Source organism: Amycolatopsis sp. cmx-4-54, from assembly GCF_046548895.1.
GTDB lineage: Bacteria > Actinomycetota > Actinomycetes > Mycobacteriales > Pseudonocardiaceae > Amycolatopsis.
This window is the reverse complement of the sequence record NZ_JAEBEJ010000008.1, coordinates 357,420-378,790: the sequence shown is the minus strand read 5'-3', so window position 1 is coordinate 378,790 and position 21,371 is coordinate 357,420. Positions and strand designations below refer to the sequence as shown.

Annotated in this window: 25 protein-coding genes; 19 read left to right on the top strand and 6 right to left on the bottom strand. The window is 66.3% G+C overall.

Annotated features, from left to right (window positions below):
• Positions 1-65 precede the first annotated feature (65 nt).
• Entirely contained in the window at positions 66-857 is a 792-nt protein-coding gene (locus ACLJQ7_RS27045; RefSeq protein WP_034312994.1) for a phosphate ABC transporter ATP-binding protein, read from the top strand.
• The gene (locus ACLJQ7_RS27040; RefSeq protein ID WP_410650960.1) at positions 854-2,410 is read left to right on the top strand and encodes a substrate-binding domain-containing protein; all 1,557 of its coding nucleotides are present in this window, start codon (positions 854-856) and stop codon (positions 2,408-2,410) included. The genes ACLJQ7_RS27045 and ACLJQ7_RS27040 overlap by 4 nt, the downstream gene beginning before the upstream one ends.
• On the opposite strand, the gene ACLJQ7_RS27035 is transcribed toward ACLJQ7_RS27040, so the two are convergent.
• On the bottom strand, positions 2,407-3,318 hold the full coding sequence (locus tag ACLJQ7_RS27035) for an NADP-dependent oxidoreductase (protein ID WP_410650992.1): 912 nt from the start codon (positions 3,316-3,318) through the stop codon (positions 2,407-2,409). The two genes, ACLJQ7_RS27040 and ACLJQ7_RS27035, sit on opposite strands and share 4 nt — an antisense overlap.
• A gap of 97 nt (positions 3,319-3,415) precedes the next feature.
• Here ACLJQ7_RS27035 and ACLJQ7_RS27030 point away from each other — a divergent pair, with 97 nt between their 5' ends.
• On the top strand, positions 3,416-3,877 hold the full coding sequence (locus ACLJQ7_RS27030; protein WP_410650959.1) for a GNAT family N-acetyltransferase: 462 nt from the start codon (positions 3,416-3,418) through the stop codon (positions 3,875-3,877).
• On the opposite strand, the gene ACLJQ7_RS27025 is transcribed toward ACLJQ7_RS27030, so the two are convergent.
• Entirely contained in the window at positions 3,855-4,808 is a 954-nt protein-coding gene (locus ACLJQ7_RS27025) for a helix-turn-helix transcriptional regulator (RefSeq protein ID WP_410650958.1), read from the bottom strand. The two genes, ACLJQ7_RS27030 and ACLJQ7_RS27025, sit on opposite strands and share 23 nt — an antisense overlap.
• A 62-nt stretch (positions 4,809-4,870) precedes the next feature.
• On the opposite strand from ACLJQ7_RS27025, the gene ACLJQ7_RS27020 reads away from it, so the two are divergent.
• The 3 genes from ACLJQ7_RS27020 (at position 4,871) to ACLJQ7_RS27010 (ending at position 7,452) form a co-directional block, all read left to right on the top strand.
• On the top strand, positions 4,871-5,998 hold the full coding sequence (locus ACLJQ7_RS27020; RefSeq protein ID WP_410650957.1) for an epoxide hydrolase family protein: 1,128 nt from the start codon (positions 4,871-4,873) through the stop codon (positions 5,996-5,998).
• Between the two features lie 2 nt (positions 5,999-6,000).
• Positions 6,001-7,080, top strand: a complete 1,080-nt coding sequence (locus ACLJQ7_RS27015) for a winged helix DNA-binding domain-containing protein (RefSeq protein ID WP_410650956.1) — start codon at positions 6,001-6,003, stop codon at positions 7,078-7,080.
• A gap of 75 nt (positions 7,081-7,155) precedes the next feature.
• Complete coding sequence (locus tag ACLJQ7_RS27010) at positions 7,156-7,452, top strand: hypothetical protein (RefSeq protein ID WP_034312745.1); 297 nt, start codon at positions 7,156-7,158, stop codon at positions 7,450-7,452.
• A gap of 19 nt (positions 7,453-7,471) precedes the next feature.
• Here the strand turns inward: ACLJQ7_RS27010 and ACLJQ7_RS27005 are convergent, their stop codons facing one another.
• Positions 7,472-8,242, bottom strand: coding sequence for an FHA domain-containing protein (locus ACLJQ7_RS27005; protein ID WP_410650955.1), 771 nt, complete (start codon positions 8,240-8,242; stop codon positions 7,472-7,474).
• An 84-nt stretch (positions 8,243-8,326) separates the two neighbouring features.
• Between ACLJQ7_RS27005 and ACLJQ7_RS27000 the strand changes: the two genes are divergently transcribed.
• The 4 genes from ACLJQ7_RS27000 to ACLJQ7_RS26985 all read left to right on the top strand — a co-directional run bounded on the left by ACLJQ7_RS27000 (position 8,327) and on the right by ACLJQ7_RS26985 (position 11,620).
• Positions 8,327-8,698 carry a PH domain-containing protein gene (locus ACLJQ7_RS27000; RefSeq protein WP_026467493.1) on the top strand — a complete coding sequence of 124 codons (372 nt, stop codon included), beginning with the start codon at positions 8,327-8,329 and terminating at the stop codon, positions 8,696-8,698.
• Between the two features lie 1,109 nt (positions 8,699-9,807).
• On the top strand, positions 9,808-10,320 hold the full coding sequence (locus tag ACLJQ7_RS26995) for a TIR domain-containing protein (protein WP_410650954.1): 513 nt from the start codon (positions 9,808-9,810) through the stop codon (positions 10,318-10,320).
• Entirely contained in the window at positions 10,317-11,177 is an 861-nt protein-coding gene (locus ACLJQ7_RS26990) for a macro domain-containing protein (RefSeq protein WP_410650953.1), read from the top strand. Before ACLJQ7_RS26995 ends, ACLJQ7_RS26990 begins: the two co-directional genes overlap by 4 nt.
• Positions 11,174-11,620 carry an HIT family protein gene (locus tag ACLJQ7_RS26985; RefSeq protein WP_410650952.1) on the top strand — a complete coding sequence of 149 codons (447 nt, stop codon included), beginning with the start codon at positions 11,174-11,176 and terminating at the stop codon, positions 11,618-11,620. The genes ACLJQ7_RS26990 and ACLJQ7_RS26985 overlap by 4 nt, the downstream gene beginning before the upstream one ends.
• 20 nt (positions 11,621-11,640) lie before the next feature.
• Here ACLJQ7_RS26985 and ACLJQ7_RS26980 read toward each other — a convergent pair whose 3' ends face one another.
• Positions 11,641-12,111, bottom strand: coding sequence for an NUDIX hydrolase (locus ACLJQ7_RS26980; protein ID WP_410650951.1), 471 nt, complete (start codon positions 12,109-12,111; stop codon positions 11,641-11,643).
• Positions 12,112-12,121: 10 nt separating this feature from the next.
• Entirely contained in the window at positions 12,122-12,865 is a 744-nt protein-coding gene (locus ACLJQ7_RS26975) for a DUF5919 domain-containing protein (RefSeq protein ID WP_378367166.1), read from the bottom strand.
• 242 nt (positions 12,866-13,107) lie between these two features.
• Between ACLJQ7_RS26975 and ACLJQ7_RS26970 the strand changes: the two genes are divergently transcribed.
• From ACLJQ7_RS26970 to ACLJQ7_RS26930, 9 genes are all read left to right on the top strand, one after another.
• Positions 13,108-13,347, top strand: coding sequence for a hypothetical protein (locus ACLJQ7_RS26970; protein ID WP_410650950.1), 240 nt, complete (start codon positions 13,108-13,110; stop codon positions 13,345-13,347).
• A 4-nt stretch (positions 13,348-13,351) separates the two neighbouring features.
• Positions 13,352-13,813, top strand: a complete 462-nt coding sequence (locus ACLJQ7_RS26965) for a hypothetical protein (protein ID WP_410650949.1) — start codon at positions 13,352-13,354, stop codon at positions 13,811-13,813.
• 288 nt (positions 13,814-14,101) lie between these two features.
• The gene (locus ACLJQ7_RS26960) at positions 14,102-14,350 is read left to right on the top strand and encodes a hypothetical protein (protein WP_410576348.1); all 249 of its coding nucleotides are present in this window, start codon (positions 14,102-14,104) and stop codon (positions 14,348-14,350) included.
• Positions 14,328-14,582, top strand: coding sequence for an AMED_5909 family protein (locus tag ACLJQ7_RS26955; protein WP_340686487.1), 255 nt, complete (start codon positions 14,328-14,330; stop codon positions 14,580-14,582). Before ACLJQ7_RS26960 ends, ACLJQ7_RS26955 begins: the two co-directional genes overlap by 23 nt.
• A gap of 310 nt (positions 14,583-14,892) precedes the next feature.
• On the top strand, positions 14,893-16,464 hold the full coding sequence (locus tag ACLJQ7_RS26950; protein ID WP_410650948.1) for an FtsK/SpoIIIE domain-containing protein: 1,572 nt from the start codon (positions 14,893-14,895) through the stop codon (positions 16,462-16,464).
• Positions 16,461-16,847, top strand: coding sequence for a hypothetical protein (locus ACLJQ7_RS26945; RefSeq protein WP_410650947.1), 387 nt, complete (start codon positions 16,461-16,463; stop codon positions 16,845-16,847). The genes ACLJQ7_RS26950 and ACLJQ7_RS26945 overlap by 4 nt, the downstream gene beginning before the upstream one ends.
• On the top strand, positions 16,847-18,466 hold the full coding sequence (locus ACLJQ7_RS26940) for a replication initiator (RefSeq protein ID WP_410650946.1): 1,620 nt from the start codon (positions 16,847-16,849) through the stop codon (positions 18,464-18,466). The genes ACLJQ7_RS26945 and ACLJQ7_RS26940 overlap by 1 nt, the downstream gene beginning before the upstream one ends.
• A gap of 10 nt (positions 18,467-18,476) precedes the next feature.
• Entirely contained in the window at positions 18,477-18,656 is a 180-nt protein-coding gene (locus ACLJQ7_RS26935) for a helix-turn-helix domain-containing protein (RefSeq protein ID WP_007033922.1), read from the top strand.
• A complete protein-coding gene (locus tag ACLJQ7_RS26930; RefSeq protein WP_410650945.1) occupies positions 18,656-19,894 on the top strand; it encodes a tyrosine-type recombinase/integrase in 1,239 nt (412 codons plus the stop codon). Before ACLJQ7_RS26935 ends, ACLJQ7_RS26930 begins: the two co-directional genes overlap by 1 nt.
• A gap of 64 nt (positions 19,895-19,958) precedes the next feature.
• Here the strand turns inward: ACLJQ7_RS26930 and lpdA are convergent, their stop codons facing one another.
• A complete protein-coding gene (gene lpdA / locus ACLJQ7_RS26925) occupies positions 19,959-21,344 on the bottom strand; it encodes a dihydrolipoyl dehydrogenase (RefSeq protein WP_410650944.1) in 1,386 nt (461 codons plus the stop codon).
• Positions 21,345-21,371: the final 27 nt, after the last annotated feature.

Sequence of the window (21,371 nt, the reverse complement as noted above, 5' to 3'; positions counted from 1 at the left end):
GGGAAAACCCGTACTCCACCGGCTATCTCACTCCCCGCGACGCCGACGGCAGGCCTCAGGTCACCTTGACCGGCGGCCCGCCGCCCGGCGCGGCCGAACTCGAGTCGCGGGAGATCGGCGCCTGGTTCGGCGACCGGCTGGTCCTCGAAGGCGTGTCGTTGCGGATGCCCGCCAAAGAGGTGACCGCGCTGATCGGCCCGTCGGGCTGCGGCAAGTCGACCTTCCTGCGCATCCTCAACCGGATGCACGAGCTCGTCCCGTCGGCGTCGCTGACCGGTGAGGTCCTGTTGGACGGCCAGGACATCTACGCCGACGGAACCCGCCCGCAGCAGGTCCGGCTGCGCATCGGCATGGTGTTCCAGAAGCCGAACCCGTTCCCGGCGATGTCCATCCGGGACAACGTGCTCGCCGGGCTGAAACTCGCCGGCGTCAAATGCGACGACAAGAACGCGCTCGTGGAACAGAGTCTCGAACGCGCCGGGCTGTGGCGTGAGGTCCGCGACCGGCTGAGCTCCCCCGGCGGCGCCCTCTCCGGTGGGCAGCAGCAGCGGCTCTGCATCGCCCGTTCGCTCGCGGTGCAGCCGAACGTGCTCCTGATGGACGAGCCCTGCTCCGCCCTCGACCCGACGTCCACCCGGCGGATCGAGCAGACGATCGCCGAGATCGGGCACGAGGTGACCGTCGTGATCGTCACGCACAACATGCAGCAGGCCCAACGGGTTTCGGATCACTGCGCGTTCTTCCTCGCGGCCGAGAACGAACCCGGCCGGGTGATCGAGCACGGTCCGACGGACACGATCTTCAACGCGCCGTCGGACGAACGCACCTTCGACTACGTGAACGGGCGGTTCGGATGACGACCTTGCGCAGAGTGGGCGCTTTGGGTGGGATCTCGGCGCTGTTGCTCTCGATCTCCGTGGCGGGCGCGCCCGGCGCGGCGGCGCTCAGCAGGGTCACCGGCTCGGGGTCCAGCTACGTCGGCGTGGCGATGACCGACTGGCAGAACGGTGCGACGTCGCGGGGTATCCCGGTCAACTACTCGGCCACCAACTCGCCCGCCGGGGTCAACCAGTACGGCGACCGGACGGTCGACTTCGGCGGGACCGAAGCCGAGGTCTCCTCGCTCCTCGCGGCCGGCGGTGGCGGCGTGACCGCGCAGACCCGCGGCTACCAGTACGTTCCGGACGTGGCCGGCGCGGTCGCCGTCATGTACAACGTCACCGACCAGGCCGGGAAGCGGGTCGATTACCTGCACCTCACCCGCGAGGCGATCGGCCGCATCTTCAGCCGGGACATCACCCGCTGGAGCGATCCGGCGATCACCGCGACCAACGGCGGGAAGTCGCTGCCGGATCAGCCCATCACGCTGGTCGGGCGGACCGGGCAGTCCGGGACGACGGCCTTGTTCTACGACTTCATCGCGCATGCGGCACCGGACGCCTACCAGCGCTTCGTCGCCCGCAACGTCGGCAACGGGATGGGCAGCCTGCCCGCCGGGGTGCGCCCGATCCAGCTGCCCGAACGAGGACCGGACGCCGACTGGTACCGGCTGCTCGCGGACTCGGACCAGATCGCGCAGGCCATCGGCAAAGCGACCATCCCGTTCTCCATCGCCTACGACGAATTCGCCTACGCGCAGCGTCACAACGTCCCGTCGGCATGGGTGCAGAACGGTGCTGGTCAATACACGCAGCCCTACGCGGAGAACATCGCCTCCGCGCTGAAGTTCGCGGAACTCCGCCCGGACCTCAGCCAGAAACTCGACAAGGTCTACTCGAACGCGGACCCGAAGACGTACCCCATTTCGGCGTACTCCTACATCATGATGCCCTGTACGAGCGGCCGGGACACCTGCCGCGGCGGCTACGGCGACCAGGGCAAGACCGACACGATGACCGCGTTCCTCGAACACGTCGCGTGCGACGGCCAGATCAACATGGCCCGGATCGGCTACTCGCCGCTGCCGCCGAACCTGTCGCAAGAGATCATGAACTCCAACGCGCGGCTCACCGGGCAACCGCCGAAACAGCTCAACGCGGGCAACTGCGCCAACCCCACCTTCCGCGGCAGCCTCGGCGCGGGTGCCACCAGCCCGCCCGACCCGCTGGTGACCGCCGGGATCCTCAATCCGAACGGCAAACCCGCGGCCGGGCCGGGTGCCGCCGGGCCGAGCAAGTCGGCCGGGCCCGCGAACGGCCCGGCCACCGGCGACAAGACCGCGACCGCGACGGCGAACCCCGACGAGGAATCGGCGGGCGGCGGCTCGAAGAACTGGCGGGACGCCGCACCGGCGTCCTACGACGAGGGCGGGTTCGGCGGTTTCGGGGGCTGGGCGGCGCTGGTGTTGTTCCTGGCGATCGTGACGCCGCTGGTGGTACGCGGGGTGATCCGGAAGCTGCGGGGTGCCTAGGGGAAGGTCAGTACGACCTTCCCCCGTCCGTGCCCGGTCTCGATCTCCCGGTGCGCCGCCGCGGCCTCGCTGAACGGATACGTCCGCCGCACCAGGAAACGCAATTCCCCCTTGGCGTACAACGACGCCAGCATCCCCAGCCGCTCGGCCGTCCGCGTCCCGGTGACCAGCCGCGCGCCCGTTTCGGGCGCGCGGCCGTGCTCGACCAGCGTGAGCACGCGGTCCGGATCCCCGACCAGTTCCAGCGAAAGATCGAAGGCGACCCCGCCCGCGCCGTCCAGCGCCGCGTCGATGCCGGACGGCGCGAGGGCGCGCACCCGCTCGGCGAGGCCGTCCCCGTAGACCACCGGTTCGGCGCCGAGCGAACGGACATACTCCTGGTTCGCCTCGCTCGCCGTCCCGATCACCCTCGCACCGCGCAGCGCGGCGAGCTGGACCGCGGCCGTGCCCACCGAACCGGCCGCCCCGTGGATCAGCAGCGTCTCGCCGCGGGCGACCCGCAGCGCGTCCAGCGCCAGGTACGCCGTCTGGGTCCCCGCCGTGAACCCGCCCGCGACCTCCCACGGCATCTCCGCCGGCTTCGGCGTGACGTTCTCCGCGGGCACCACGATGTACTCGGCGTACGCCTGCACGGCGGTGAACCCGAGCACCTCGGCCCCCGCGACGAGGCCGGTAACCCCGGAACCGACCTCGTCGACGACCCCGGCGAACTCGTTCCCCGGGACACGCGGCCAACGCAGCTCGAGGCCCGCGGGTTCCCAGCCCGCCCGAACGGCCGCGTCGTACGGCTGCACCCCCGCCGCCTTCACCCGCACCCGGACCTCCCCCGCCCCGGCGTGCGGCTCCTCCAGCTCCAGCACCCGGAGCACTTCCGGGCCACCGGCTTCCGTGAACGCGGCCGCTTTCATCATCTTTTCCTCCAGTTCGCCTGCTGCGGAACCCAGCCTCATACCTCCAGATAGCTGGAGGTCAAGAACTGTCGGTGTGACGTTCTAAGCTGCGCTCGTGACGAGCTACCGCATCTCCAGGGCAAGCGCTTCCGACGCCGCCAGGCTGACGGCGCTGATGCACGAATCGGCCGCCTACCAAGGGGAGTACGCGTCGATCCTCGAGAACTACCAGGTCACGGAGGACTATCTCGCCACTCATCCCGCGTTCGTCGCGCACGCGCAGCGGGAAGTGGTCGGTTTCTACAGCCTGATCGAGTACCCGGCCGAGCTGGACCTGCTGTTCGTCGCCGATTCGACCCAGGGCACGGGGATCGGTGCGTGGCTGGTGGAGCACATGCTCGGGCAGGCCGCGGATCTGGGCATGACCGAGATCCGTGTCGTCTCCCATCCGCCGGCCGCCGGCTTCTACGAGCGGATGGGCGCCCGCCGCGTCGGCGTCGTGCCGCCCAGCCCGCCGAAGATCACCTGGGAGCGCCCGGAGCTGGTCTTCGACGTCAAGCGTCCACCGCACGACTGAACCGGCCGATCAGTTTGCGCAGGTGCCCGGCGAATTCCGGTGAGTCGACGACCTCGAAGTCGGCGTCGAGCAGGCCAAGGTAGAGCGCCAGGTACTCCAGCGTGTCCGCACCGGCTTTGAGCAGGCAGGTCCGCTCGTCGACGGCTTCGACGACGACGGCGGGCGGCACCTTCACCGCGGCTTCGGCGGCCGGGGCGTGCAGCCGGATCGTGGCGTGGTGCCGCCACAACGCGGCACCGACGCCACGTTGGAGGTAAGCGATCACGCCACCTTCGGGTGGTTCGCGCTCCTCGAAACGCCGTCCGTTGGGAGTGCGCGGCCGCACCCGATCGGCGCGGAACGTGCGCCAGTCCTGTTTGTCGGCGTCCCAGCCGACGAGGTACCACCGGCGGCTCATATGCACGACGCGATGCGGCTCCACCTGCCTCCGCGTCTCGGATCCGTTGTGCCCCACGTAATCGAAGCGCAGGGTCTCGCGGTCGCGGCAGGCGGCGGCGATGGCCGCGAGCACCTCGGCGTCGACCGTCGGCCCGCCGCCTTGCACCGCGAGCGTCGCGGAATTCAGCGCCGCGACTCGGTGCCGTAGCCGCGACGGCAGCACCTGCTCCAGTTTCGCCAGCGCGCGCACCGACGTCTCCTCGATCCCGGCGATCGTGCCGCCCGCGGCCGTCCGCAGGCCCATCGCGACCGCGACGGCCTCTTCGTCGTCGAGCAGCAGCGGGGGCATCGCCGCACCGGCGCCCAGGCTGTAACCACCGGAGACGCCGGGCGTGGCGTCGACCGGATAGCCCAGGCCACGAAGGCGCTCGACGTCGTTCCGGATGGTCCTGGTGGTCACGTCGAGCCGGTCCGCCAGTTCCGGGCCCGTCCAGGTGCGCCTGGCCTGCAGCAACGACAGGAGTCGCAACAGTCTCGCCGAAGTTTCCGCCATGAATCCCACCCTGTCCGCAATCGCGGAACGAACCTTTCCGCAATCGTTCCTAATCTAGCCCCATGACTGAGATCAAGCCCTTCCGCATCGCCGTCGACCAGGCCGAACTCGACGACCTCAAGGACCGCCTGAACCGCACCCGTTGGCCCCGCGAGGTCACCGGCGACTGGCGCCGAGGTGTCCCGGTCGCCTATCTCAAGGGGTTGGCCGAGTACTGGGCCGACGGCTTCGACTGGCGTGCGCAGGAAGCGGAACTGAACGAGTTCCCGCAGTTCACCACCGAGATCGACGGCCAGATCATCCACTTCCTGCACATCCGCTCGACCGCCCCGGACGCGCTGCCGGTGCTCCTCACGCACGGCTGGCCCAGCTCACCGTTCGAATTCCGGCAGGTCGTCGACGAACTGTCCGCCGAGTTCCACCTGATCATCCCGTCCCTGCCCGGTTACGGATTCTCGAACCCGGTGAGCGGCACCGGCTGGGGCAACCTGTTCCGCGTCGCCCAGGCGTGGGCCACGCTGATGGACCGCCTCGGCTACGAGCGCTTCGGCGTCCACGGCACGGATGCGGGCGCCGGTGTCGCGGGCATCCTGTCGATGATCGCCCCGCACCGTGTGGTCGGCGCGCACCTCACCGGGACTAGCGCGGGGATGCCGTTCGGGCCGGCCGTCGAGCTGGACGGCCTCGACGGCAAGGACCGCGAGCGCGGCGAACGCTTCAACCGGTTCCAGTCCGACGGCCTCGGCTACCTGCACCTTCAGGCGACCCGGCCGCAAACGCTGGCCTATTCGCTGAACGACTCCCCCACCGGCCAGCTCGCGTGGATCGTCGAGAAGTTCGCCGAATGGACCGATCCGGCGAAGGCGCTGCCGGACGACGCCGTCGATCGCGACCACCTGCTGACCGCGGTCAGCCTGTACTGGTTCACCGGCGCGGGCGCCTCCTCCGCGCACGCCGTGTACGAAGGCATGGAGGTGTACCGGCAGATGTCGCAAGGCGGCTGGGACGAAGCGCCTGCCGGGCCGCCGCGGGCGATCGCCGTCTTCGCCGGGGACTCCACGATCCGGAGCCTGCAGGACGGCCCGGTGGAACGCTGGTCCGAGTACGACACCGGCGGCCACTTCCCGGCGATGGAAGTCCCCGGTCTGTTCGACGAAGATCTCCGTTCCTTCCTGCGAAAGTGCGTCTGACGATGGAGCGGCTGAGCCCCCGGGCCCTCAACCGCGCGACTCTGGCCAGGCAGCTCCTGCTCGAACGCGCCGATCTTCCCGCCGTCACCGCGATCGAGCGGCTGGCCGGTCTCCAGGCTCAGGCCCCCGACTCGTCCTATGTCGGGCTGTGGTCGCGGCTTCGGGACTTCCAGGTGGACGAGCTGGCGAAACCGCTGGCCGCCCGCGAGGTCGTCCGGTCGACGCTGATGCGCGGGACGGTCCACCTGGTCACGGCCGCCGACGGCCTCGCCCTGTGGCCGACCGTCAAAGCGGTGGTCGAGCGCGGTTTCCTCGGCCATTACTCGCGGGAGGTCGCCGGACTCGACCTCGCCGCGATCGCCGAAGCGGGGAAGGCCCTGCTGGCCGAACGGCCTCGCACGCGCGCCGAGATCCGGACCGCGCTGGCGCCTCGATGGCCGGACGCCGACCCGCAGACCCTCGCGTACGCGGTCAACAGCCTGCTCCCGCTCGCGCACGTGACTCCGCGTGGCCTGTGGGGCCAAACCGGCCCGGCCGCGTTCGCCCTGCTCGAAGACTGGGCCGGCGCACCGATCACGGACGGCATCTCCCTCGACGACCTGGTGTTGCGCTATCTCGCGGCGTTCGGCCCGGCGACCGTCCGCGACGCGCAGGTCTGGTCGGGGCTGACTCGGTTGAAAGAGGTCTTCGAGCGACTGCGGCCCAAGCTGGTCACCTTCACCGACGTCGAAGGGAAGGAGCTGTTCGACCTCCCCGGCGCACCGCGCCCCGACCCGGAAACCCCGGCGCCGCCCCGGTTCCTGCCCGAGTACGACAACGTCCTGCTCTCCCACGCCGACCGCGTTCGGGTGATCCCCGACGGCCGCCGTGTTCCGTTGCCGCCGGGAAACGGCGGCCGCCGGGGCACTTTGCTCGTCGATGGTGAATTCCTGGCCATCTGGGCGATCAAAGGGGCGACATTGACGATCGAATCGCGGAACCCGTTGCGGGATCAGGATTCGATCGCCGAGGAGGGCGCACGGCTCCTGGAATTCGTAGTGCCGGGTGCAGCGCACGACATCCGTTTCGAGCTCGACGGATAACGGTCCGGCCTTTTGCCGTAACGAAGGGCGGCGTTCGGGCGAAGCATGGCGCGTAGAGCCTGAAGGGAGCGGGCCATGAGCAAGAACTACGGATTCATGACGGTGCTGGCGGGGCTGAGCGCGCTCGCGGTGATCGCGGTCGCGGCGGTCTGGCGGTACCCGAACACCTCCGACGTCACGGCGGTGATCACCGCGGCGGGAACGGTGATCGGCACCGTGGTGGGCGCCTTCTTCGGCGTGAACGCGGCCTCGGCGGGGCGCGTGAAGGCGGAAGAGAGCCGGGACCAGGCGACGGCGGCACTGGTGAAGGTCGCGGGCGAGGCGGAAAGAGGGAGCGACGTCGCCAAGACGGCGATGGAAGGCGTGAGCTGACCGTCCTCTGTGGACACGCTCAGTCGAGCGCCTCGAGCAGGGCGAGATCCGGCGGGACGAGGGTCGTGGACAGCACGAGCTCTCGCAACAGGTTGTCGTTCAACGCGTTGCCGACCGGCTCGCCGACTTCTTCGCGCCGCAGACCGAAAACGCCGCCGGCGGACAGCCGCGCCCGGACGTCGATGACGACGTGCTCGACGCGGCGCGCGGTCCACGTCTCACCGGGCCGGAGCTCGGTGAGCACCTCGGCCGTCTGCTGACGGGACAGCGGCTGCGGATTGAGGTCGTGCAGCAGATACCGCTGCCCGAAAACGACCAGGACCAGGCGTTCTTCCGCGCTGAGGCGCCAGCGGCGGGGCGGGACGGTGACGTCGTCGTGCCGGGTGACGGGCTGCCCTCCCTCGGGACCCGCAACATACAACTCGAGCAGGTGCTCCCGCCTGCCCGAACCGCGGACGAACAGCGGCGTGTACCCGTCCGACAGGGGGATCGGCTCCTCGCCGCGGGACAGCCAGCGGGAATTCGGCAAGCGGATGGGCAGCTGGCCGGTGTTGCTGACCCACCATTGGCCGCCAGTGAAGTTCAGGAGCCCGTGCCTGCGGCTGACCTGCAGGTCGTTCTCCCCCACACAGACGTCGACCTGCGGCCGATTACGCCCGAACGTGATCTCGCCGCCCTCCCCGGGGTCGACGGACACGCCGCCCGCGAGGGTGAGCGCGAACACCGCGCCGGGAGCCGACGGCGGCACGCCGAGCGCGAGGCTCTCGTGCGTCGTCGTGAGCCGCTTCATCGTGCCTCCTCCTGGTCCCCGGCATTATGAGGGACGCCGCCGGGGACGGGTCCCGGTGTCGCGTTCGTCCGTATGTTGGACCACATGATTGACTTCTCCAAGGACACCGTCTTCAAACTCACGCCGTGCAAGCCGAAGGACATCGCGCCCACGGTGCAGCCGATCATCATCCCCGGCGAGGAGATCATCTCGTCGTTCAAGGCGGTGCGCGACTTCGTGGTGTTCACGAACAAGCGGCTGATCGCGGTGAACGTCCAAGGCATGACGGGCAAGAAGAAGGACTTCACTTCGCTGCCTTACAACAGGATCCAGGCCTTCTCGATCGAAACCGCGGGCACCTTCGACCTCGATGCCGAGCTGGACCTCTGGTTCAGCGGCCTGGGGAACGTGCGCCTGGAGTTCCGGGGCTCGGACATCCGCGCCATCGGCCAACTGATCGCCACCCACACGCTGTAGCGCGCTACCGCAATTAGTCGACTACTTGCGCTGGGTGGGCGGACTGCGGTGGGCGTTGGGGCGGGTGGGTCGTGAGTGGCAAGTGTCGTTCTAGCGTCACTTACCACTCACGACCCACTTGGCCGGTGTGGCTCCCGGCGGCTCCGGGGCGTTGCGAAAGCCACTTTCGCAACGTTGAAGGTTGCGAAAGTGGCTTTCGCAACGTCTGGTCCGTGTGTCGAGAGTGTCTCGGGACGCTAGCGCCCGCCGCCACCGCCGTGCGCAAACGGCCGTCTCGCGTGACTGGACGGCCGACTCGCGTGATCAGATGGACGACACGCGTGTCCAGACGGACGACTCGCGGCGAACCCCCGTCGCGCGCGTGTCGTCCATCCAGTCACGCGTGTCGTCCATCCAGTCACGCGTGTCGTCCATCCAGTCACGCGTGTTGTCCGCCGGATCACGCGAAACCGCCGCCTGGGTTCAGGTGGTCGTGAGTGGTTCCGGTCGTTAGAACGACACTTACCACTCACGACCCCCGGACCCGGGGGGGCTACATGTTGATCTTATGGCTCCGGGGTTTCGCTGACCTCGTGATGATCGCTGCTTTTGGCCGCTGACCTGCGCGGATAGGGCTGGACACTTCTCGCGTGTTCTCACCCCTGCCCGACGTCTGACGGCCTGGAGACGGCCTGACCACTCCTCCCCCATCTCCCCGATACGAAGCCATCCACGCGGCCGTCTCGTCGGGTCAAGGCACGCTTTCCCGCCTTGACGCGGCGTGACGGCCGTTGTGACGATCTGGCATCGGGGCGATGGCTCCGCGTAACAGCGGTTCGTCCGTTCGCGACCTCTGAGCACGATCGTCTGAGCGAGGAGGCCGACGTGCTCATTGCGTACCTGCGCGCCGCTGGCGGCGGCTACACCTGTCCACGGCGGCAGCGGGCGCACCGCCCGGCCGGTGGGCGGAGCGGAGCGGCAGCCCGCCGTGTCGGGCAAGGTGCGCCCGCAGGCGAGACGCGGACGCAAGGTGACCAGCGCGCCGCCGACGGCGGCGCGCCTTGATCCCATAGAGCCAAGTTCGGCAAGGCACTCAACCAAAGGAATACCGGCCAGAGTAGGAGAAATCGATGGGCTACAGAAACAAAACGTATGTCGCTTTCGCCAGCGAGGATATTCACATGTACCGCATGATGGAAGCTTGGCGCGAAAACCAAAAGATTGAGTTCTCTTTCTTTGATTCACATGACCTCTTTCAGGCGCGCGACAATAGTCTTCCTGAGACCATCAAGGCCCGACTTCGACAACGCCTCACAAATACAGCCAAGCAAGTAGTATTGATCGGCAGCGAGACGGCTCGACGCAAGGGAAGTAACGGCACTTCGTTCCTCGCCCACGAGGTTAAAGTGATCCTTGAACTGAACCTACCAGTAGTCGTCGCGAACATTGACGGAACTCGAACCGTAAAAACTGGATTTATCCCGCAACCATTTCTAGACGCCAACTATTACACTATGACGACATCTTTCCAGCCCCGCATAATTATGCACGCTCTCGACGATTATGCACCCAAATACACGTCCATCGGACGCAAAGGGAACTACTACTATACGCCCGACGAGTACAAGGCCCTTGGACTGTGATCGAAAGGATTAAGAGCGATCTAAAGACCAAGCGGTTCTGGCTAACGTTTTCTACAAGAACCTTTGCAGCAGTCGGATTCGAGGCGATTACGCTTGGCCTCTATGATGTAATCAACCCGAACGCAATATCTAAGATTAACCTTCCAATCTCACTTATCCTCCTAGCTGCAGCGGCGATCTATGGTCTCGTCAGATCCTGGCCTCGGCCCATCGAACAGTCCTACTCTTCACCGAAAACAGAAATAAGACTGCTAGTGGGAGACCTCTTCTCCTCACCCGAGAATCTAGTAATTGGCATGACCAGCACGTTTGATACCTCAGTTCCGCATGTCATTGCTCAAACCAGCATACAAGGTCAATTTCTAGCACGCATTTATCACCACGACGTGCAGTCTCTTGACGCCGAGCTTGCAGGCGCATTGTCTCGCTTCTCTCCGATTGGAACGATTGAAAAGCACGGAAAGCGCGCGGTTTACCCGATAGGAACAGTTGCGACACTCCAAAACAAGAGACAGCATTACTTTTGCGTCGCATACTCAGAGATGGACAGCGAGAATCGGGCCCAAGCAAGCATTGATGGACTATGGAGAAGCTTGACCAACTTATGGGACGAGGTGCGCAATCGAGCGAACGGGGACCCCGTTGCAATGCCAATAATCGGCGGAGGACAGTCGAGAATCTCGCAAATACTCCCGGCCCAGGACTCAATTAGGTTTGTGGCACTCTCATTTTTACTTGCTTCCAGGCATTCGAGGGTCTGCGAGAGACTCGATATTTTTGTGCGACCCGAAGATGCGGAAAGGATCGACATGCTTGACTTCCAGCGCTTCCTAACCTCGCTAAACTCTTCGACATGAACACCGCCGACAGCAGCATTCAAATTCCCCATACGCCAGGGTGCGCGTTCTGCGACTACCTGGCAGGTCGCCGACCTTTCACAATCCTTGAACGGCGAGAACTCTCAGCCGCCCTGATTACACGCGAACAACGTGGACTAGGTCACGTCCTCGTGATTCCGGTAAATCACCGCGAGACCGTCCTAGACCTCAATGAAGCCGAGGGAACGGCACTGATGTCACATATGATTCGCGTATCGCGAGCCGTGGCGGAGTTTACCGAAAGCAGCGGAATAGCCATATGGCAAAACAATGGAGTATCCGCAGATCAGACGATTCCACACGTTCACTTCCATATCGCTGGCACACTACCGGATGGGGGGACCGACTGGGGTGAGGTCGCCGAACTAAGCCTTGCTGAAACCGGAAGGATAGCGTCAAATCTACGAAAATTTCTGCCCTGAACTCATTTAATCAAGTAGCACTAACTGTAAAAAGCTGACGCTTGCTTCTTCAGTGCATCGTCAATACGACGACGAATCGATTCGTGTACGCTCAGCTTAGAGATTTGAGCAGCTTCTACCCAGAGAACTTCCTTGCTTTCGCTACTTGTTGACGGCTTACCGCCTATCGCGTCTGCGCGGAAGCAGATGGAGAACTCTTGCCGCACCTCGCCATCGTCGTACGCGATGACGTGGTTGGGATTCGAGTACAGTCCGATAACCCCGGTCACCTCGCACTCAATGCCGGTCTCCTCGCGAACCTCCCGCACGGCGGCCTGCGCCAAGGTCTCCCCAAGTTCGAGCTGTCCACCGGGGATCGAGTACAGGTCGTTGTCGGTGCGCCGGATCATGAGGATGCGGCCTTCGTCGTCCTGGATGAACGCGGACACGGCGACCACGATGCTGTTGGCCTTGGGGGCGTTCGGGTCGTTGTAGTAGTCGACGCGTGCCATGTGTGGCCTCCTAGAAGGTGGCGGGCTTGGCGAGGTTCCAGACGGCTTCGAAGCTCTCCGAGTAGGTCTCGAAGAGGTCTCCGGCGGATAGCCGGCGGAGGTGCAGGGATGGGGCGTGGGCTCCCTGGAAGCCGTAGACGTGCGTGTTGATGATCATTTCGTCGTCGAAGCGGAAAATCGAGTTGTAGAGCGTGGTGTTGTGGAAGCGCATCTCCACCCCGTCTACCCCGATCAGCGGCCGGTAGAACGCCAGCGCGTTGCGGATGCGCGCGGCAAGTGTCCCGTCGCCTAGCTGCTCCTCGTCGCCGCGCAGAGCGACGCTCTCCCCTTCGGGATCTCCAAAAATCAGCCGAATCTTGGCCCCGGCCTGGGCTTTTGCTGTCAGGTCCTTGATGAACCGCGGGCGCTCCACCAAGAACAGTGCGGCGTGGACCAGGACTTCGACGGTGTCCGTCGCTTCCTTGATCAGCCGGTCCCACAGTTCGACGGGGATGGCGTTGCGGTGCGGGAACACGCGCACGACCTCGGCGGCAGCCGTCTCGGCCTTGCGCTCCGGGGCCACCGAGTCCGGCCAGAGGTAGGTCTCGGACTCGCGCGCCATCGCGGCGATCTTGTGGCGGTGCTTCGGGTACGGCGTCCGCCCCTTGGTGATCCACCGTTCCACGGTCTTCTGATCGACCCCGGTGGCGTCGGCGACTTGTTCCAGCGTGAGGCCGTTGCGCAGCAGGGCGTCCCGCAGGCGTTCGTTCGGCATCCGCCCTCCTAGGGACTTTTAGGGACGTCTTCGACCGTACCAGGGACGTCCCTAGATGTCCCGCCAGATGGTGATCACGTCCCGCGTTTTGGCCGAGATTAGGTGCCAGGTTGCCGGGGACTCGCCCCAGCACCTCGACACCAAGAGGGAGGCAGGCATGACGACTCCAACCGCCGGTCGGGCAGCGTCCGCGCGCGGCTCGGGAACGTGGACAGCTCGCCGGTTCGCGATCTGAGCGCCCGATGCGCGACACGGTCCAGATCCACGTCACGGCAGACCTGCCGATCCGCGTCCGCGCGCTCACTTACGCCAACCGGGCGGAGATCCGTTTCGGCAAGGCGTTCCCCGTGGTCCTGCTCGTCGATTCCGACGCGATAGCGGTGCTGGGGAGAGAACTCGCAGAGGTACAGGCCGCACTGAACGCGGCTGCCGCAAGGGGCAAAGACGGCGACGAAGTGCCGACAGACAAGCAAGGGAACTAACAACATGGCTATCTACAAAGGACACCGCTTCACCATCGACTTCGACGAAGCGTTCGCGCAGGGCCTCGTGATGGTCGGCGAGGTCTCGCCGGACAACGAGTACCAGTCGCGGGAAGACCGTGCTGCGGGTCGCCCGGCGCGTCAGCGGGTCGACGAAGTGACAGGCAAGCGTCAGTGGAAGGTCACCGTGACCGACCCGGACGAGACGAAGGCCAAGCGCGCATCGTTCGAGATCACGTTGCTGGCCGATGTGCAGCCGGTGCCAACGACGTCGGAGGTGCTGCCGGGTATGAGGCCGATCGAACTGGAGGGGCTGACGGCTGAGCCGAAGGTGGCTGGTCAAGGCGAGTTCAAGTACCAGTCCTACGTGTTCCGCGCGACCGGCTTCAAGGCTGCGGCCGCTGGTGGCGGGTCGAAGTCGGGCCGGGCCTCCGCCGCTGCCGAGTCAACGCCCAAGGCGGCGTGATGGTGGGCGGGGCGCCGGGGGCGGCATCCCCGCACCTGGTCCAGACCTGGGAAGCCGCTTACCGCCACTACAGCGCGATGACGCAGCGGACTGCGCAGGGCGGGGACGCCCTGGCGGCGCATGACGTGGCCGTCGCTTCCTTGGCGGTGGCGTCGGCATGGCGAGACCTGGCGGCTCAGGGCCAGTTGCCGTGGTGGGTGCTGGCTGCGGTGTCGGCGGCTGCTGAGGGGTTCGAGGAGAACGCGCGGTCGTGGGAGATGCGCGCCTACAGCGAGGAAGGGCAAGGCCGTGGCGTTCAACGCGATGTGGAAGCCGGGACAGCAGGCGGTCGCGGGAATGCAGGGCAATGGTTCGGCGAACCCAGCTCTGGTGATCTATCTCGACCCGGACAGTCTGGCGATCCTGCCGCCGTCCGACCCGGCCGAGTGGCCGGAGTTCATCCGGCTCCTTCGCCAAATCCGCGACAGCGCGGACGAACTGGCCGTGTTCCTCGGCAAACACGCGACGGTGCGCGATGACGACGCCCGGCCGGAATGAGCCACAAACGTTGAAGGACGCGCACCTCGTCGCCTCCGCTCGTCGCCCGAAGCCGGGGTCGAACCTGACGACGTGGCTGAAGTTCCATCAGGCCAACGCGCGCATGTATCGCGAAGTGTCCGATGTGGATCGCGCGCACCACCACGAACTCCGTTACTGGGTGGGCTATGAGGAGCGCAAGGCGGAGGAGGTGGCCGCGCAGATCCAGAAGAACAAGTCGGAAGCTAGCTGAGAACTGAACAGCAGTAGGGAAAACGTGCGTGGGGACGTGCGGCGTACAAACACGTCCTCACGCGCTTCCCGTGTCTCGTAAGGCGCAGAACCGGTACCTGGCCTAGGAAACCTCGCCGGTCCTGCGCTGTCCACAACCTCTGGAAGTGAACAATGACAACGCTAAACGATGACAACAACCGGCCACTAGACGGGGTCACCCGAACGCGCTGCACAGTCTGCAAGCGGTTCGCGAAGCTCCTGCCCGGCGAGACCGAATGTGCTCCCTGCCGGGGGATGCTTCCGCTGGATCTGACCGGCGGTGGTCGCCGATGAACGGGATCGGTTTCCTTCTCGTCGGCGGCGGGGTGCTCGGCGTGGTGGTGTGGCTACTGCACAAGCTCGGCCGCGCGCTCGCCACGATCGCGGAAGTTCTCGCCGCTGCTGCGGTGGTCTTCATCGCCCTGTGGTCGGCCGTGAAACTGTTGGTGTGGCTGGGAAAGCAGGTCTTCACGCACTGGCGGACCAGCGTCGGTGTCCTAGCCGTGGTGGCCTGGTGGCAGTGGCTCGGCTGGCTCTCGCTGGTCATCACAGCGGGTTCGGTCAGCCTGGCGCTGATGGCGTGGCGGCTGCTCGACGTGGTGTCGTTCGACCGGGGCTGTGGCCGGTTCCTGCGGGCGTGGTGGCTGCGCTGGTTCACCTACGCCCGGAAACTGCCGGGCTGGCTGCACGCCTGCGGCCTGTCCATCTCTGACGGCACCGTGCCCGTCGAAGTCACCGTGAACCTGGTCGGCCGTCGCCGGAAGGCTGTCTCTCGTGCTGCGGGCGGTGGTGCTGCGGTTCAGGTCCCGAAGGTACTGGGTGTGAAGTCGGGACCGTCCTGGGATGAGGTCCGCGTCCGGCTCGTGCCAGGGCAGAAGCCGGAGGACTTCGACGACGCCGCCCGCGCCCTGGCCGTGGCTCGCAAGGTCACGCGGTGCCAGGTGCGCGAGCTGGCACCCAACGTCGTCTCCCTCGACTTCCAGCGCCGTGACCTTCTCAAAGCCCCGGTGGACTGTGCGGCGCTGCCCGAGCTGGCGGCCGTCGACGGCGTGGATCTGCGGCGGGTGTTCGCCGGACGGACCGAGTACGGGAAGGACTGGCGGCTGCCGCTGACCGGTCCGGGCGCGCACATGCTCGTCGCCGGGGCGACAGGGGCCGGGAAGAACTCGGTGATGTGGTCCCCGCTGGTGTCGGCGGCCTCGGCGATCCGGGCCGGAACGGTGCGCGTCTCGGGGATCGACCCCAAGGGGATGGAACTCGCCTACGGGCGCGGAATCTTCGCCCGCTACGGGGTTGCTGGTAAGGAAGCCATCGGGGTCCTGGACGACCTCCTCGATGGTCTTGAGTCCCGTAAGCGTGAGTTCGCCGGGCGCACCCGTGAGGTGCCGATCTCCACCGAGTACCCGTTGGAGGTTCTGGAGTTCGACGAGATCGGCGCACTCACCAAGTACACCGACCGCAAGACCCGCGAAGCCATCGTCGAACGGGTCGCCATTCTGACGACTCAAGGTCGGGCGCTGGGCTACACGGTGCGCGGCTATGTCCAGGAACCGACCAAGGACACCGTTCCGGTTCGAGAGCTGTTCCCCCGGCGGGTGTGCCTGCGCGTCACCTCGAAGACACACGTCGGGATGGTCCTCGGCGACGGTGCCTATGAGCGGGGCGCGTGGGCGAACCGGATCGAGGAGTCGGCTGCGGGCGTCGGCTACATCTGGGGCGAGGGCATCCGCGAACCACTGCGGGTCCGGGCTGGCTGGGTGCCGGACGAGACGGTCAAGGCGCTGGAGACCTACGTGACCAACGGCGGTGCTCATGTCGTCGACTTGGCCACCCGTCGCGGTCCTGAGGGGGTGGCGGCGTGAACAGGCTGATGGTCTTCCTCGACGCGATCCGCGACCACCTGGACTCGTTCGCGCTGCCTCCGGCCGCCTCAGTCCGGGTTGGGGCGGGTCCTGATCCGATCACGGTGCAGCTCGACTCTGACCGCCTGGAGGAGGTTGCCCGTGGGCTGCTCACCTGGGCTGCCTCGCTCGACGACGTGACGGCTTCGCTGTGGCGTCCGGAGCGTGGCGGGTCGGTGCACCTGGAACTGAGTGGCCGGACTCCCTGTGGCATCCCGGTGGTGGTCTACGGCGGTGTCTGGTTCGACGAAGCGACCTTCCCGGATCTGCCTGCGGGGATGCGGCAGGAGATGCCGGTGTTCGTGCTGCGGCAGTGGAACCGCCCTGGGGAGGTGGCCGCCTGATGAGCACGAAGGCAGCCGCGGTGACCCCGCCGGCCAAAACCCGGGCCATTCGTATGCGGGAACCGCTGGCGTCGGACGTGGTCAAGGCGACCGCTGAGAAGCACGGCGTGTGCGTCCGGCCGTTCACGATGGAAGTTGGCGACACCGACACCGGCGAACTCCGGTACGTCCCCGTTCCCTGCGGCTCGACGGTCGAATCGGTGTGCCTGCCCTGTGCGCGCAAGGCCAAAGCGCTGCGACAGGTTCAGTGCCGCGAGGGCTGGCACATGACCGCAGAACCCGACGTCACCGCACAGCCACCGTCCGAGACACAGACGGAGCTACTGGCGTTCCGGGCTGACCTCGTCGCCGCTTACCGGCAAGAGACAGACCAGGCCGAAGCGGATGAGCTGAGGGAGGAGATCCAGGGAGTCGATGAGGAACTTCGGCAACTCGGGATGAGGGGCCGCCTCCCTTCAATCGACATGCCCACGAAGAAGGCGGTGAAGCGGTCCACCAAGCGGCGGCAGGACGCGCCGAACCTGCCTCGTCGCAAGGTCGCGAAGACCACGCTCGGCCGTGAGTACGCGGGCAGGTTCCGGCCCTCGATGTTCGTCACGCTCACCTGCGACACCTACGGCCCGGTCCGCTCCGACGGCGCCCCGGTCAACCCGTCAACCTATGACTACCGGCGGGCCGCTCGGGACGCAGTCCACTTCTCGGCGCTCGTCGACAGGTGGTGGCAGAACCTCCGGCGAGTAGTCGGCTGGGACGCGCAGTACTTCGCCACCGTCGAACCCCAACGACGGGCCGCCCCACACCTGCACGCGGCGATCCGGGGATCGGTGCCGCACGACGTCATCCGCCAAGTCACCGAAGCCACCTACCACCAGGTCTGGTGGCCTGCGCACGACGAAGTGGTCTACGTCGACCGGATGCCGCTGTGGGACGGCGACCGCAGAGTGTTCGTCGACCCGGACACCCGTGCACCACTGACCGACTGGGACGACGCCGTCGAAGCCGTGGAAGACCCGGCGCATGTGGTCACCTTCGGGCGGCAGGTGCACTCCAAGGGCATCCTCGGCGGCTCGGAAGAGGCCGGGCGGCATATCGGCTATCTCACGAAGTACCTCACCAAGTCCACGGGTGAGGTCGTGGAAGCCGACACGGCGAGGCAGCGTGATCACCACGACCGGTTGCACGCAGAGCTGTCGGTGACGCCCTGCTCGCCCCAGTGCGCCGTGTGGCTGCTCTACGGCATCAATCCCAAGGGCGCCAACGGAAAGACCACACCAGGGCACTGCAAGGGACGGGCGCACCGGCGAACAACGCTCGGCCTGCCGGGGCGGCGCGTGCTGGTGTCGCGGAAGTGGTCCGGCAAGGCGCTCGTCGACCACAAGGCCGACCGGAAAGCCTTCGTCCTGGAGGCGCTGGCGGCGGTCGGGATCGAGAAGCCTGCCCCCGATCCGGCACGGTTGGTCTGGCGCAAGGTCGACTCCGGCGATCCGTCCGTGCCACCTCGGGACCACCTGGTCATGCACGCCATCTCCGAACGCATCACCTGGAAAGCCGAGTACGACAAAGCACTACTCGCCGCGCAGAGTCCTCCAAATCTTTCGGCAACTCCGCTCGCGGCTTAAGGGGGAAGGCATGGACAGCATCGATCCACTGTGGTCAGTCGAAGACGTCGCGGACTATCTCCGCGTGCCAGTGAAGACGCTCTACCAATGGAAATGGCTCGGCGAGGGGCCGCCGGTACGCAAGATCGGCCGTCACCTCCGCTACGACCCGACGAAGGTCCGGGCCTGGGTTGCTGAGGAGGCCGCCTGATGGGACACATCCAAGACCGCTGGTACAAACCCGCCAAGGACGCCAAGGGAAACCTGCGGCTCAACGCTCGCGGAAAGCCCGTTCTGGAGAAGACCGAGCTGTACGGCATCGGTATGCGGTACAAGGTCCGCTACCTCGACCCAGAGGGTTGCGAACGGTCAAAGTCCTTTCCGGACAAGCAAAAGAAGCGTGCCGAAGACTTCCTGATCGAGATGGAGTCGGACAAGCGCGAGGGCAAGTACATCGACCCGCGCGCGGGTCAGGTGCTCTTTGAGGTCGTCGCACAGAGCTGGCTGGACTCGCAGACGGTCGACTACACCAGCCGGGAGCGCTTCGCGACGCGCGTCAACGTCCACTTGCTTCCGTACTTCGGCAAGAAGGCGGTCGGGTCGATCCGGCCGAGTCACATTCAGACGTGGCTACGGAAGCTCCAGGACGACGAAGCCTCGGAGACCTCGCGGGCGCTCTACTTCGGGCACCTGGTGTCGATCCTGAACTTCGCGATGGCGGACAAGAAGATCTCGGAGAATCCGGCGCTGTCCAAGGTGATCTCGCGCCCGAGGGCGAGCCGGAATCAGGTCGTCCCCTGGTCCCGCGAACGGGCTCGGGCGGTGCGAGACAACCTTCCGAGGCGGTACAAGCCCGCTGTCGACGTCCCTGCCGGTCTGGGCCTGCGGAAGGGTGAGCTGTTCGGGTTCTCGCTCGATGACGTCGACCGGAGCAAGGACCTGGCGTACATCACCCGACAGGTGCGCGTGGTAGCCGGGAAACCGGTGTTCGCTCCGCCCAAGGGCGGTAAGTCACGTGAGGTGCCGATCGGGCGGAAGCTGCTCGGCCTCCTCGACGAGTACGCCGAGGAGTTCCCGGCGACCGAAGTCACGCTCCCCTGGTCGCATCCGGGCGGCGAACCCACCACGGTCCGTCTGCTCATGGTCAACGGGTACGGGCGGGTCTTCCGGGCGGAGTGGTTCCGGGTGAACTTCTGGCTGCCCGCGCTCAAGGATGCCGGAGTGGAGAAGCCGACCAGGGCGGACGGCGTGCACGCGCTGCGGCACCTCTACGCCTCGGTCCTGCTCGACGCTGGCGAGTCGATCAAGGCGCTGTCTCAGTACCTCGGTCACACCGACCCCGGCTTCACGCTCCGGGTGTACACGCATCTCCTGCCGAGTAGCCACGCCCGGACACGGAAGGCCGTCGACGACTTCTTCGATGACGCGCTCGGCGACCAGGCTGCATGACGGCCTGGCCACGGCCTGACACCTGCCCTGACCCGCAAACCAGCAGGTCAGGGCAGGTTCACGCTTACATGTTGATCATGTGGCCCGCGAGGCCGTGCACGGCTTCCTTGACCGCTTCCCCAAGGGTCGGGTGAGCGTGCACGTTCCGCGCGATTTCGTGCACCGTGAGGTCCCACTGCTGCGCCAAAGTCAGCTCCGGCAGCAGTTCGGTCACCTCGGGGCCGATCAGGTGCGCACCCAGAAGCTCGCCGTGCGTAGCATCGCTCAGGATCTTCACGAAGCCGACAGCCTCGCCGAGGCCGTGCGCCTTTCCGTTGGCGGTGAAGGGGAACTTCGCCACCTGGACGTCGAAGCCCTTTTTGCGGGCCTGTTCTTCGGTCCAGCCGAAGCTGGCGATCTGCGGCTGGCAGTAGGTCGCGCGCGGGATCATCACGAAGTCGAGTTCCATGGTCTCGGCGCCCGCGATGGTTTCGGCGGCGACGACGCCCATGGATTCGGACGCGTGCGCGAGCATCAGTTTCGCGGTGACGTCACCGATCGCGAAGATGTGCGGGACGTTGGTGCGGCCGCGCGAGTCGATGGCGATGGCGCCGCGTTCGGTCAGTTCCACGCCGGTCTTGTCCAGCCCATAACCTTCCACCCGCGGCTGGAAACCGATGGCCTGCAACACCTTGTCCGCCTCGAGGACCTGCTGCTCGCCGTTCTTCGACACGGTCACGAGGACCTGCTCGCCGGTGTCGTCGATCGACTCGACCTTGGTGGAGGTCAGCACCTCGATGCCGAGCTTCCGGTAGCGGCGCGCGAGTTCCGCGGAGACCTCGGCGTCCTCGAGCGGGACCATCCGGTCGAGGTACTCGACGATGGTCACCTTCACGCCGTAGTTGTGCAGCACGTAGGCGAATTCGACGCCGATCGCGCCCGCGCCGGCGATGATGATGCTCGCCGGCAGCTCGTTTTCCATGATCTGCTGTTCGTAGGTGACCACGCGGTCGCTGCGCGTGGTGCCCGGCAGCAGGCGCGCGGTGGCGCCGGTGGCGATCACGCAGTGGTCGAAGGTGACCCGTTCACCGTTGACCTCGATGGTGTTGGCGTCGAGGAAGGTGCCGTGCCCGTCGCATTCGGTGATCTTGTTCTTCTTCATCAGGAAGTGCACGCCCTTGACGCGCCCGTCCGCGACCTTGCGGCTGCGGTCGAAGGCGGCCTGGTAGTCGAAGCTGACCTTCCCCTCCACCTGGATCCCGAACGACTTCGCCTCTTTGGTCACGATGTGCGCGAGCTCGGCGTTGCGCAGCAGCGCCTTCGACGGGATGCAGCCGACGTTGAGGCAGACACCGCCCCAGTATTTCTCCTCCACGACCGCCGCGCTCAGCCCCAGTTGCGACGCCCGGATCGCCGCCACGTAACCGCCGACTCCGGCCCCCAGGACAACGACGTCATAGTGTGCACTCATACCCCGAAACCTACCCTTCACCGGGAC